Origin of the sequence: Micromonospora sp. NPDC047644, assembly GCF_040704315.1 — a bacterium.
In the GTDB taxonomy this organism is placed as follows: domain Bacteria; phylum Actinomycetota; class Actinomycetes; order Mycobacteriales; family Micromonosporaceae; genus Micromonospora.
The window spans coordinates 1-11,926 of the sequence record NZ_JBEYSY010000028.1 but is presented as its reverse complement, the minus strand read 5'-3'; the positions used below and the strand labels follow the sequence as shown (position 1 = coordinate 11,926).

The following is an 11,926-nucleotide window of genomic DNA, read 5'->3' as shown; positions in this document are numbered from 1 at the left end:
GGTTGTGTGGACACTGCTAGCGTACGCAGAGCCTCAGCCCCGGATGCCCCGCTGTGGTGGGACGTCGCCCCCTCTGATCATTCGTTGATGAGCTGAGTCAACGCCCGGCCTGGGACGGTTCAATGCGTTCTCGCGGTACGAGTATCCGCACCAAGGTTGTCGCCCTGCTGCTCTCCCTGGTCGCGCTCTGGATGTTCGCGGCGTGGGTCACTCTGCGTGACGGCTTCAACCTTCTCGGTGTCCAGTTGCTCAACAGCAAGGTCTTTGTGCCGAGCGAGCCGCTGCTGCAGGAACTCCAGGTGGAGCGGCGGTTGACCCAGGCGTACCTGAGCAGTCCTGAGGCCGCGCAGCGGACGGCCCTCGAGGCCGAACACCGCAAGACCACCGAGCTTGCCGGTGCCTTCGCCGACTCGGTGCGCAACTGGCAGGTCGACATCGCCGGCAGCTCCGCACTGGACAACCAGCTCCGGATGACGATCGCCCAGGTCGACACGTTGGAGCAGACCCGCGCCGAGGTGCTCGACCGCAAGATCGATCGCATCGCCGCCGCCGAGGCGTACACCGACGCGATCGAGTCGATCTTCCAGATCTACGACGTGACAGGCAGCCTGGACGACAAGCAGATCGCCGGCGAGGCGGCGGCCCTCATCCAGCTCAACCGGATGAAGGAGCTGATCTCGCAGGAGGACGCGCTGCTCAGCGGCCTCTTCGGCAACGGTCGGATGAGCGGCGCCGAGTACGCCCGCTACGTCGCGCTGGTCGGCGCGGAGCGGTTCGTCGGTGAGGAGGCCCGGGTCCGGCTCGCCGACCCCGACCAGCGCCGGTACCAGCAGCTCGTCGAGGGTGAGGCGTTCACCCGACTGCGCGCCGTGCAGGACAGCATCATTCGCGAGGGCCGGCCGTCGACGCAGCTACCGGTCGGCGCCGAGCAGTGGCGCGGCACCGTGGAACCCGCGCTGGCCGAGATCAACGACGTCGTGCTCGACGGCGGTGAGGGCATCGTCGGCCGGGCCACCGGCGTCGCCGTGATGGTCGTCGTCCGGCTGGTGCTCGCCACCGGTCTGGGCCTGCTCGCCGTCATCGCCTCCGTCGTCGTCTCCATCACCACCGCGCGGAACCTGCTGCGCCAGTTGGAGCGGCTGCGGCAGGCCGCCTGGCAGCTCGCCGACGAGCGGCTCCCCCGGGTGGTGAACCGGCTCGGGCGCGGCGAGGAGGTCGACGTGGCCACCGAGGCGCCCCCGCTGGAGTTCGGCACCGACGAGATCGGTCAGGTCGGCAAGGCGTTCAACGCCGTTCAGGAGACCGCCCTGCGCACCGCCGTCGAGCAGGCCGACCTGCGTCGCAACGTCCGCGAGGTGTTCCTGAGCCTGGCCCGACGCACGCAGGCGCTCGTCCACCGTCAGCTCACCCTGCTCGACGCGATGGAACGCCGCGAGCACGACGCGGAGGAGCTGGAGGATCTGTTCCGGGTCGACCACCTGGCCACCCGGATGCGGCGCAACGCGGAGAACCTGATCGTGCTCTCCGGCTCCACCCCTGGTCGGGCCTGGCGGCGCAACGTCCCGATGGTCGACGTGGTGCGCGGTGCCGTGGCCGAGGTGGAGGACTACACCCGGGTCAACGTGCTGCCGCTCGGCCCGGTCTCGCTCGCCGGCCGCGCGGTCGGCGACGTCATCCACCTGCTCGCCGAGCTGATCGAGAACGGCCTGTCGTTCTCCCCGCCCCACACGACGGTCGAGGTCCGCGGTCAACTGGTCGCCAACGGCTTCGCCATCGAGATCGAGGACCGGGGCCTCGGCATGAGCGAGGAGGACCTGGCCGCGGCGAACCACCGGATCGTCGACCAGTCCGAGCTGAACCTCGCCAACGCCGCCCGCCTCGGGCTCTACGTGGTGAGCCGGCTGACCGAACGGCACGGCGTGCGGGTACGGCTCAAGGAGTCCGCGTACGGCGGCACCACCGCCGTCGTGCTGATCCCGCTGGAGCTGGTCACCGAGGCCGACGCCTCCCCGGAGGACTCCGGCTCGTTCCGGACCGGCTCGGCCATCCCGCTGCCGTCGGCGCCCGCCACGGACAGCGGCCGTCCGGCGTCCCTCGCGCCGGTCGCGCTCGCCACACCGGCGACCACCACGTCGGAGGCGGCGGTGACCCCGGCGGCGTCGAGTCCGATGGCGGACGGGGAGGCCGAGGCGGACACCGTTCTCCCCACCCGACAGCGGACCAGCCCGGCAACCAGCGCCCCCGACCTGCCCACCCGCGCCCGGCGCGGGCCCGCTCAGCCAGCCTTGGAAGCCCCGACGGTGCCCACCGGCCTGCCCGCCGTCGACACCAGCCGCTCGGAGACCGCCGACGGGGAGCCGGCCCCGGCCGGCGACGGTGGCCCGGTGCCCGCCCGCGCCGATGCGGAGCGGACCGACTCCGGCCTGCCCGTCCGGGTCCGACAGGCGAACATCGTTCCCGAGTTGCGAGACGACCCGGCGGTGTCCGAGACCGACGACGAGGATGTGGTGCGCCCACCGGAGCAGGTTCGCCGAATGATGAGCTCCTACCAGACCGGCACCCGACGTGGGCGGACCGACGCGGCGCGGCTGCTCGGCGGCGCCTCCGGCGCACCGGCGACGACGACGCCGTCCGAGCCGACCGACGAGGATCCACAAGCGACCTGACCGGGCACCGACGATGCGCGGTGTGACGGTCGAGCCCCAGACGAACAACGGCACACAGCCGGGTGAGAAGAGGACGACGAAGTGACCCAGAAGACGGCTTCGAGCGCCGACCTGACGTGGTTGCTGGATGACCTGGTGGGCCGGGTGAAGCAGGCCGAACACGCGGTCGCGCTCTCCACCGACGGCCTCCTGATGGCCTCCTCCCAGGGGTTGAGCCGGGACGACGGCGAGCACCTCGCGGCGATGGCGGCCGGCATCCAGAGCCTCGCCCGGGGCGCCGGCAAGCGCTTCGGTGGCGGGCAGGTGCAGCAGACCATCATCGAGATGCAGTCGTCGTTCCTGTTCGTCACCGCGGCCGGCCGCAACGCCTGCCTGGCGGTTCTGGCCAGTGAGGACGCCGACGTCGGCCTGATCGCCTACGAGATGGCGATGCTGGTCACCCGGGTCGGCAAGTACGTCGCATCACCGTCACGCGGCACTGATCAGCAGGTCGGCGAGAGGTAGCGGCGATGACGGTCCAGGGGGAGTCCGCAGACCATCAGTGGGTGGATGACCACGCCGGTCCGGTGGTGCGTCCGTACGCGGTGACGCGTGGTCGGGCCCGCCCGGTCACCGGCACATTCGACCTGATCTCCCTGGTCACGGCGACCCGAGCCGAGGTGACGCCCGAGGTCGGTCTTGGTCCCGAGCATTTGGCGATCGTCGGGCTGTGCCAACGCATACAGTCCGTCGCCGAGATCGCCGCCCATCTCGACCTGCCGGTGGGCACCATCAGGGTGCTCCTCGGTGATCTGGCGGCCCGCAGCCTGGTGCAGGTCCGCGAGCCGCAGACCACGGCCGGTCTTCCCGACAACAGCATCTTCGAGGCGGTAATCAATGGACTACGGGCACTCTGACCGGCCGGCGGGAGCGGCGCCACTGCCCACCGCGATCAAGATCCTGGTCGCGGGTGGCTTCGGCGTGGGCAAGACGACGATGGTTGGCGCGGTCAGCGAGACCCGGCCGTTGCGCACCGAGGAGGTGCTGACGGAGTCGGGGGTCGGCATCGACGACCTGTCCGGGGTGGAGGGCAAGACCACCACCACCGTGGCCATGGACTTCGGCCGGATCACCATCAGCGACGACCTGGTGCTGTACCTGTTCGGGACGCCGGGGCAGGACCGGTTCTGGTTCGTCTGGGACGAGTTGGCGTTGGGGGCGATCGGCGCGGTGGTGCTGGCCGACACCCGCCGGCTAGCCGACTGCTTCCCCTCGATCGACTACTTCGAGGGTCGGGGCACGCCCTTCGTGGTGGCGGTGAACTGCTTCCAGGACGCCCGCAAGTACCGGCTCGACGAGGTGCAGGCCGCGCTGAACCTGGACCCGGGTGTGCCGGTGCTGCTCTGCGACGCCCGGCAGCGTGAGTCCAGCAAGGAGGTGCTCGTCACGCTGATGGAGCACGCCATGAAGACCCGCGAGGCCCGTCGCCGCGCCGCCAGCGGAGACTGACCGAAGTTTTTCGGGGGAGGGTGTCCGGAACGCTCCCGGCCGATCGTCATGCTGGCGACACCCCGAGAAACCAAGGGAGCGATCAGATGAAGTACATGATGTTCGTTTGCAGCGACACCGAGCCGGACACCGACCCCACCGATCTTCCCGACATCGACAAGTGGGTGGCGGAGAACGACTCTCGTGGCCGCCGCCTGAGCGGCAACGTGCTGGGGCCGACCAGCGCGGCCACCACCGTCCGCGTTCGCGACGGCGAGCTGCTCGTCTCCGAGGGGCCGTTCGCGGAGACCGCCGAGGTGATCGTGGGCTTCGACCTGCTCGACTGCGCCGACCTGGACGAGGCGATCGAGGTGGCCCGCACCCACCCGATGGCCCGGCAGGGGCGACTGGAACTGCGTCCGTTCGCGGACCTGCCCGACTGACGAAGGTGTCCACCTCGCAGCGCCGGCCGATGCGCACGGGAGCAGCGGCCGGCGCGGCGGCGGAGGCCGTCGCGGTCGCCGGCGTCGAGGCGTACCCACGGATCGTCGCGACCCTCATCCGGGTCACCGGCGACTGGGCGTTGGCCGAGGACTGCGCCCAGGAGTCGTTGACCGTCGCGCTGGAACGCTGGCCCACCGACGGTGTGCCGGGCAACCCGGGCGGCTGGCTCATGACCGTGGCGCGCAACCGGGCGATCGACGTGCTGCGCCGGGCCACAGTGGAGCAGCGCAAGCTGCACGACCTGGCGTTGCTCACGCCCGATGGCGCGCACCCCGAGCCCGAGACGGGGCAGGACGTGGTGGACGACCGGCTGCGTCTCATCTTCACCTGCTGCCATCCGGCGCTCGCGATCGAGGCCCGGGTGGCGTTGACGCTGCGAACGGTCTGCGGTGTGCCGACCGCTGACATCGCCCGCCTGCTGCTGGTCAGCGAGTCGACGATGACCCGCCGGTTGACCCGGGCACGCACGCGCATCGCCCAGGCCGGCATCCCGTACCGGGTGCCGAGCGGGCCGGCGCTGACCGAGCGGCTGCCCGGCGTCCTCGCCGTGCTGTACCTGCTGTTCACCCGGGGCTACGTCGCCGACGGCGAACCGGCCTTCGCCGACGAGGCGGTCCGGCTGGCCCGGCTGCTCGACCGGCTGATGCCACACCAGTCCGAGGTCGCCGCGCTGCTGGCGCTGCTGCTGTTGCAACACTCCCGTCGGGACGCCCGCCGCGACGCCGCCGGCAACCTGGTCACCCTGGAGCGGCAGGACCGCTCACTGTGGGACCACGCCGCCGTCGCCGAGGGCCTGGAAGTCCTCCATCGGGTACGCCAGGACGGGCCGTACGCGTGGCAGGCCCGGATCGCCGCCTGCCACGCCACCGCCGCCTCGGCCGACGACACCGACTGGCCGACGATCGCGCGGGCCTACGACGCGCTCGCCGACCTGCGCCCCTCGCCGGTGATCGCGCTCAACCGGGCGGTCGCGCACGGGTACGCGTACGGGCCGGCCGCCGGGTTGGTGCTGCTCGACGCGGCGCGTGCCGGGGGAGGGCTGGACGGCTACCCGCTCGCCGTGGCGGTGCAGGCCGACCTGGTGGCCCGGCAGGGCGACCGGAGACGCGCGGCAGGACTGTTCCGGGAGGCGGCGGCAGCGGTGGGCTCGACCGCCGAGCGCCGCGCGCTGCTCGACCGGGCCGAGGAACTCGACCGGTAGCGGAGCGGCCGCACGGCACCGTCGGTCATCCCCCGCTCCGCGATCTTGCATTTTCTGTCCCGACACAAGGGACAGAAGCGCTCATGTCGACGACCGAAACTGCAAGATCGGCGCGATCTGTCGCTCGACACACGACCGCGGGGAGGGTCAGCAGCGCTTGGCCATTGCCACGAACCTGGTCCAGGCCGCCGGGTCGAACGCGAGCGCCGGACCGGCCGGGTCCTTCGAGTCGCGTACGCCGATGACGCCCGCGAGGTTGTCGGCCACCTCGACGCAGTTTCCGCCGTTGTTGCCGCTCTTGCTGCTCTTGCGCCACCGAGCGCCGGTCAGGTCCATGAGGCTGCCGCTTCCCTGATGAGATTGAGGGACTGCGCCCGCGACAGGGCGCCGTCGCGAATGCGTTCCCACCGTCGGTCGAGCGTAGCAACGTCGGCAACCTTGTCGATGAGCTGCGCTTGCGCCTGGCTGTCGACGTGCGCGACCCGGGCCCCGTCCGGCATCTCGGCCACCGTGAACGGCCCACCGAGGCCCGGATACATGCCCACGTCACCGGGCACGATGAACAGCGACACGTTCGGCAGGGCGGCCTGCTCGGCCAGCCGTTCGCACTGCTCCCGCATCATGGCCCGGTCGCCGTCGAGGGTGCGCCGGAGGACTCCCTCGTCGAGGATCGCGACGAGCAGCGGCGGACGTTCCCGGCGCAGGATGGCCTGTCGGCTCAGCCGCGCCTCGGCGAGGTCGTCGGCCTCGGCCGGTGTCAGCGCCTCGCCGACCAGCGTCGCCAGCGCGTACGCCTTCGTCTGAAACAGACCAGGTATCCACGTCAGCTCGAACCACCGTAGCGACAGCGCCTCGCGCTCGATCTCGGCCCAGGGCCGGAACCAGGCCGGCGTCCGGCGCTTCAGCGCGTCGGGCCACAGCTCCTCGACGTTCCGACCGAGCAGCTCGGCGACCCGCGCACGATGACGTGTCTGCGGGATTCGTCCCGTGCTCGCCCACTTCGCCGCCGTCTTCGGATCGACGCCGATCTGAGCAGCGAGACTGTCCGCTGTGTGGCCCCGCTCAGCCATCGCCGCCTGTACTGCTCGATTCATCTCCAAGCCCTTCAGAACGTTCCAGACGTCGACAGGAAATACGTCTACGCGGTGTGATCGCTTGGCAACCCTCGGCAGGGTGCTGTGTAGACAGCATCGAGGAGGGAGCACAGGATGCCTGACGACACGCCCTGCCACCGCCCACATCGACCGAGCCAACCGGCTTCGCCCCGGGTGAACACCGCCGGCCCGACCGGACCACGGCACCCCCCGTACCGTGGTCCCGGTCGCGGGGGGAACGTCGTACCCGCGTCACGCTGGCGCTCCCGGAGCGGCCCGCCGGTCGCGCACACCGCCGACGGCCCGCTCTGGACCTGCGACGCCTGCGGTCAGGACTGGCCCTGCCCGGCACTGCGAGCGACCCCCACGGACGCCGCCCGCCGGGCGACCCTGATCCCCGAGTTCTCCCGGATCACCCGCCGGGCGATCCGCGACCTGCGCGGCCAGCCGGGCGGCCCCGACCCGATCGCCATCGTCCGCCGCTTCCTCTGGTTCCTGCCACTCACGGACGAGGAGGCCCGCGCTGTCGCACTGCGGCTGCGCTGAGCGCTCACCCTGACGGCGCAGGCGGCGATCGATATGGTGGTCACATGACACTGCCGATCGGGCGACCACCCTGCGACGGCGGCTACGGGGTTACGCGTGCCGCGCCGTGGATGACGCGGTAGCCGAGCGACTACGGACGCTCTGACAGCGAGCATCCCTCGCCTGGAACGGCGAAGGCCGCCCCCGCCAGAGCGGGAGCGGCCTTCCACCAGCCGTACGCGATCAGTTGGCGATCATGCGGCGCAGTACGTACTGCAGGATGCCGCCGTGCCGGTAGTAGTCCGCCTCACCGGGGGTGTCGATCCGCACCACGGCGTCGAACTCCACGCCGGTGTCGGTGTTGACCTGCACGGTGCGCGGGGTGTCACCGTCGTTCAGGGCGGTCACCCCGGTGATGGTGAACGTCTCGGTGCCGGTCAGGCCGAGCGACTCGGCGGTGACGTCCACCGGGAACTGGAGCGGCAGTACGCCCATCCCGATCAGGTTGGAGCGGTGGATCCGCTCGTACGACTCGGCGATGACCGCCCGGACGCCCAGCAGCATCGTGCCCTTGGCCGCCCAGTCCCGCGACGAGCCCGAGCCGTACTCCTTGCCGGCCAGGATGACCAGCGGGATGCCGGCCTCCTGGTAGGCCATCGAGGCGTCGTAGATCGAGGTCTGTTCGCCGGTGAGGTGGTTGACGGTGAAGCCACCCTCCACCCCGGGCACCAGCTGGTTGCGCAGCCGGATGTTGGCGAAGGTGCCCCGGATCATCACCTCGTGGTTGCCCCGGCGGGAACCGTACGAGTTGAACTCGTGGCGGGGCACGCCGTGCTCGGCCAGGTACGTGCCGGCCGGGGAGTCCGCCTTGATCGCGCCGGCCGGCGAGATGTGGTCGGTGGTCACCGAGTCACCCAGCTTGGCCAGCACCCGGGCGGCGGAGATGTCGACGACCGGGCTCGGCTCCTGCTGCATGCCCTCGAAGTACGGGGGCTTCCGCACGTAGGTGGAGTCGTTCTCCCAGGCGAAGGTGTCGCCGGTCGGGGTCGGCAGCGACTGCCACCGCTCGTCGCCGGCGAAGACATCGGCGTACGCGGCGCTGAAACCGGTGGCGCCGATCGCCTGGGCGATGACGTCCTGGATCTCGGCGCTGTTCGGCCAGATCTCGCGCAGGTAGACCGGGTTGCCCTCGGAGTCCTCACCGATCGGCTCGTTGGCGAGGTCGATGTCCATGGTGCCGGCCAGGGCGTAGGCGACCACCAGCGGCGGCGACGCCAGGTAGTTCATCTTGACGTCCGGGTTGATCCGGCCCTCGAAGTTCCGGTTGCCCGAGAGCACCGAGACCACCGACAGGTCGTGCTCGTTGACCGCGGCGGACACCTCCTCGGGCAGCGGGCCCGAGTTGCCGATGCACGTGGTGCAGCCGTAGCCGACCAGGTTGAAGCCGAGCTTGTCCAGGTACGGGGTGAGGCCGGCGCGCTCGTAGTAGTCCATGACGACCTTCGACCCGGGCGCCAGGGTGGTCTTCACCCACGGCTTGCGGGACAGGCCCTTCTCCACCGCGTTACGCGCCAGCAGCGCGGCACCGATCATCACCTGCGGGTTGGACGTGTTGGTGCAGGAGGTGATCGCGGCGATCACCACTGCGCCGTGGTCCAGCTCGTACTCGACGCCGTCGGTGCCGGTGACCCGGATCGGGTTGGTGGCCCGGCCACCGGCCCCGGCCGCGGCCGTCTCCAGGTCGCGCGGCTCGTCGGCCGGGTCGCTGAACTCGTTGGCCGGCGGGTCGCTGGCCGGGAAGGACTCGGCGCTGGCCTCGTCGGCCGGGCCGTTGGCACCGCGCGGCAGCTCCTCACGGGCGACGCTCGGCTTCAGGTCACGCTCACCGGTGGAGTCGTCGGCCACGTAGTCGGTCAACGCGGAGCGGAACAGCGTCTTGGCGCTGCCCAGCGGCACCCGGTCCTGCGGGCGCTTCGGGCCGGCGAGCGACGGCTCGATGGAGCCGAGGTCCAGCTCCAGGCGCTCGGAGTACTCCGGCTCGGCGTCCGGGTCGTGCCAGAGGCCCTGCTCCTTGGCGTACGCCTCGACGAGCGCGACCTGCGCGGCGTCCCGGCCGGTCAGCTCCAGGTAGCGGATCGTCTCCGCGTCGATCGGGAAGATCGCCACGGTGGAGCCGTACTCCGGGGACATGTTGCCGATGGTGGCCCGGTTGGCCAGCGGCACGGCGCTCACGCCGGGGCCGTAGAACTCGACGAACTTGCCGACCACACCGTGCTTGCGCAGCATCTCGGTGATGGTCAGCACCAGGTCGGTGGCGGTGGTGCCGGCCGGCATCTCACCGGAGAGCTTGAAGCCCACCACCCGGGGGATCAGCATGCTGACCGGCTGGCCGAGCATCGCGGCCTCGGCCTCGATGCCGCCGACGCCCCAGCCCAGCACGCCCAGGCCGTTGACCATGGTGGTGTGCGAGTCGGTGCCGACCACCGTGTCCGGGTACGCCTGGCCGTTGCGCTCCATGATCGTGCGGGCCAGGTACTCGATGTTGACCTGGTGCACGATGCCGGTGCCCGGCGGGACGACCTTGAACTCGTTGAACGCGGTCTGACCCCAGCGCAGGAACTGGTAGCGCTCCTTGTTGCGCTCGTACTCCAGCTCGACGTTGCGGGCGAACGCGTCCTCGCGGCCGAACAGGTCGGCGATGACCGAGTGGTCGATGACCAGCTCGGCCGGGGCGAGGGGGTTGACCTTGGTGGCGTCGCCGCCCAGGTCGCGTACCGCCTCGCGCATGGTGGCCAGGTCGACCACGCAGGGCACGCCGGTGAAGTCCTGCATCAGCACCCGCGCCGGGGTGAACTGGATCTCCACGCTCGGGGCGGCGGTGGAGTCCCACCCGCCGAGCTGGCGGATGTGGTCGGCGGTGATGTTCGCGCCGTCCTCGGTCCGCAGCAGGTTCTCCAGCAGGATCTTCAGGCTGTACGGCAACCGCGCGTGGCCGTCCACCTTGTCGATCTTGAAAATCTCGTAGCTCGCGTCTCCGACGCGTAGCTGGGTCTTCGCACCGAAGGTGTCGAGGCTCGCCACGTCGTACTCCTTCACACCAGCGACCGTGAGTAGTCCTGAGCAGTCTGTCGCACCGGTCGGGGTGCCGCCGAGGTTAGGTGACACTTACCGCCCGAATCCGCTTCCAACAAAACCGTACGTCCGTCTTGCTATCTGCGCAAGCGGGCGCCAGGGTTCGAGACAGGGGGTATCGCAATGATCCACCACGTGCTGCTGGCCTGTCCGCGCGCCACCGAGGAGGTCTCGCGCGCCTTCTACGCCGGCCTGCTCGGCCCGGTCGAGAAACCGAACCCCCCGGCCCGCCGGCTGACGCCAGCCCTCGACTCCCGCGGTGGAGCCTGGACGGCGGCGGCCGGGCGGAGTCCGCGAGCACGCCGGTTCACCAGGTCCCGGGGTAGGGTCTGAGGCCGGATCGGAAGGGGTGCCGAGTGGTCGACGTCCAGCACTGGCTCTCGGCCCTGCCTCCGGGCGTGGTCTACCTCATCGTCGCCGGTGTGATCGGCGTCGAGAGCATGGGCGTCCCGCTGCCCGGAGAGATCGTGCTCGTCAGCTCCGCCCTGCTGGCCGCCACCGGGGTGGTGGAGCCGGAGTGGGTGGCCAGCGCTGCGGCGTTCGGCGCCATCGTCGGCGACTCCGTCGGGTACGCCGTCGGCCGACGCGGCGGTCGCCCGCTCCTCGCCCGACTGGGCAGACGATTCCCCAAACACCTGGGCCCGGCGCAACTCGCCCGTGCCGAACAGAGCTTCGCTCGGTACGGCGTGTGGGCGGTCTTCTTCGGTCGGTTCGTGGCACTGCTGCGGATCCTCGCCGGGCCGCTCGCCGGTGCGCTGCACGTGCCGTACCGCCGCTTCCTCCTGGCGAACGCGGCCGGCGGGTTGGTCTGGGCCTTCGGCACGACGTACCTGCTCTACTCGGTCGGCAAGGCGGCCGAACACTGGCTGAAGGACATCTCCTGGGCCGGGTTGGTCCTCGCGGTGCTCGCCGGGCTCGGCAGCACCTGGTGGCTGCGCCGCCGCGCCCACCGCGTCGCGTCGACCGACAGCGCGTCCGGCGTGGAGGTGGCCGCCGACGGTCCGTCGGCTGCGGTGGCCTCTGATGGCGATCCGGTCCGGGCGGGCAACGAGCACTGATCTTTGACTGGTCATGCCGAAGGGCCGGGCCCCGTGGTGGGGGTCCGGCCCTTCGGTGTGTGCTGGTGGTGCTTGTCAGCTGGTGGCGTAGCCGCGGGTGGCGATCCAGTCGGCGAGGTGCTCGACGCTGATCTGGTAGGCGGCCTGGTTGGCGTCGGCGGAGTCGGCGATGGTGACGGTGCTGCCGTTGTCGCGGTAGCCGACGACGCTGATGTAGTGCCCGCCCTCGTAGGAGTGGCTCACACCGGTGGTGTCGGTGCTGGTCCCGGCGATGTTCGC

General features: G+C 70.8%; 12 protein-coding genes and 1 pseudogene. 9 read left to right on the top strand and 4 right to left on the bottom strand.

Features of this window, described 5'->3' with window-relative positions; genetic code table 11:
- Positions 1-122: 122 nt before the first annotated feature.
- From AB0877_RS30620 to AB0877_RS30595, 6 genes are all read left to right on the top strand, one after another.
- Positions 123-2,666 (top strand): nitrate- and nitrite sensing domain-containing protein, encoded by a 2,544-nt coding sequence (locus AB0877_RS30620; protein ID WP_366613174.1) that lies wholly within the window; start codon positions 123-125, stop codon positions 2,664-2,666.
- A gap of 81 nt (positions 2,667-2,747) precedes the next feature.
- Positions 2,748-3,170: a roadblock/LC7 domain-containing protein gene (locus AB0877_RS30615; protein WP_091403761.1), complete on the top strand. Its 423-nt coding sequence runs from the start codon at positions 2,748-2,750 to the stop codon at positions 3,168-3,170.
- Positions 3,171-3,175: 5 nt separating this feature from the next.
- Entirely contained in the window at positions 3,176-3,562 is a 387-nt protein-coding gene (locus AB0877_RS30610) for a DUF742 domain-containing protein (RefSeq protein WP_030337267.1), read from the top strand.
- On the top strand, positions 3,543-4,154 hold the full coding sequence (locus tag AB0877_RS30605; RefSeq protein WP_366613171.1) for an ATP/GTP-binding protein: 612 nt from the start codon (positions 3,543-3,545) through the stop codon (positions 4,152-4,154). Before AB0877_RS30610 ends, AB0877_RS30605 begins: the two co-directional genes overlap by 20 nt.
- A 95-nt stretch (positions 4,155-4,249) precedes the next feature.
- On the top strand, positions 4,250-4,576 hold the full coding sequence (locus AB0877_RS30600) for a YciI family protein (protein ID WP_366613211.1): 327 nt from the start codon (positions 4,250-4,252) through the stop codon (positions 4,574-4,576).
- Positions 4,577-4,605: 29 nt separating this feature from the next.
- Positions 4,606-5,838 (top strand): sigma-70 family RNA polymerase sigma factor, encoded by a 1,233-nt coding sequence (locus AB0877_RS30595; protein WP_366613169.1) that lies wholly within the window; start codon positions 4,606-4,608, stop codon positions 5,836-5,838.
- Positions 5,839-5,985: 147 nt separating this feature from the next.
- Here AB0877_RS30595 and AB0877_RS30590 read toward each other — a convergent pair whose 3' ends face one another.
- Complete coding sequence (locus AB0877_RS30590; protein ID WP_366613167.1) at positions 5,986-6,174, bottom strand: DUF397 domain-containing protein; 189 nt, start codon at positions 6,172-6,174, stop codon at positions 5,986-5,988.
- Positions 6,165-6,932: a DUF5753 domain-containing protein gene (locus AB0877_RS30585; RefSeq protein WP_366613165.1), complete on the bottom strand. Its 768-nt coding sequence runs from the start codon at positions 6,930-6,932 to the stop codon at positions 6,165-6,167. Before AB0877_RS30585 ends, AB0877_RS30590 begins: the two co-directional genes overlap by 10 nt.
- 114 nt (positions 6,933-7,046) lie before the next feature.
- Between AB0877_RS30585 and AB0877_RS30580 the strand changes: the two genes are divergently transcribed.
- Positions 7,047-7,478: a hypothetical protein gene (locus tag AB0877_RS30580; RefSeq protein WP_366613163.1), complete on the top strand. Its 432-nt coding sequence runs from the start codon at positions 7,047-7,049 to the stop codon at positions 7,476-7,478.
- Positions 7,479-7,700: 222 nt separating this feature from the next.
- Here AB0877_RS30580 and AB0877_RS30575 read toward each other — a convergent pair whose 3' ends face one another.
- The gene (locus AB0877_RS30575) at positions 7,701-10,553 is read right to left on the bottom strand and encodes an aconitate hydratase (protein WP_366613161.1); all 2,853 of its coding nucleotides are present in this window, start codon (positions 10,551-10,553) and stop codon (positions 7,701-7,703) included.
- Between the two features lie 159 nt (positions 10,554-10,712).
- Here AB0877_RS30575 and AB0877_RS30570 point away from each other — a divergent pair, with 159 nt between their 5' ends.
- Positions 10,713-10,922, top strand: a complete 210-nt coding sequence (locus AB0877_RS30570; RefSeq protein ID WP_366613159.1) for a hypothetical protein — start codon at positions 10,713-10,715, stop codon at positions 10,920-10,922.
- A 23-nt stretch (positions 10,923-10,945) separates the two neighbouring features.
- Entirely contained in the window at positions 10,946-11,647 is a 702-nt protein-coding gene (locus AB0877_RS30565) for a DedA family protein (protein ID WP_366613157.1), read from the top strand.
- Between the two features lie 75 nt (positions 11,648-11,722).
- On the opposite strand, the pseudogene AB0877_RS30560 reads toward AB0877_RS30565, so the two are convergent.
- Positions 11,723-11,926, bottom strand: a pseudogene (locus AB0877_RS30560) (phytochelatin synthase); the annotation flags it as partial.

Bases quoted from the DNA above. Each gene is read 5' to 3' on its own strand.
- AB0877_RS30605 (WP_366613171.1), top strand. From the start codon at position 3,543: ATGGACTACGGGCACTCTGACCGGCCGGCGGGAGCGGCGCCACTGCCC.
- AB0877_RS30570 (WP_366613159.1), top strand. From the start codon at position 10,713: ATGATCCACCACGTGCTGCTGGCCTGTCCGCGCGCCACCGAGGAGGTC.
- AB0877_RS30610 (WP_030337267.1), top strand. From the start codon at position 3,176: ATGACGGTCCAGGGGGAGTCCGCAGACCATCAGTGGGTGGATGACCAC.
- AB0877_RS30620 (WP_366613174.1), top strand. From the start codon at position 123: ATGCGTTCTCGCGGTACGAGTATCCGCACCAAGGTTGTCGCCCTGCTG.
- AB0877_RS30595 (WP_366613169.1), top strand. From the start codon at position 4,606: ATGCGCACGGGAGCAGCGGCCGGCGCGGCGGCGGAGGCCGTCGCGGTC.
- AB0877_RS30585 (WP_366613165.1), bottom strand. From the start codon at position 6,932: ATGAATCGAGCAGTACAGGCGGCGATGGCTGAGCGGGGCCACACAGCG.
- AB0877_RS30600 (WP_366613211.1), top strand. From the start codon at position 4,250: ATGATGTTCGTTTGCAGCGACACCGAGCCGGACACCGACCCCACCGAT.
- AB0877_RS30590 (WP_366613167.1), bottom strand. From the start codon at position 6,174: ATGGACCTGACCGGCGCTCGGTGGCGCAAGAGCAGCAAGAGCGGCAAC.
- AB0877_RS30580 (WP_366613163.1), top strand. From the start codon at position 7,047: ATGCCTGACGACACGCCCTGCCACCGCCCACATCGACCGAGCCAACCG.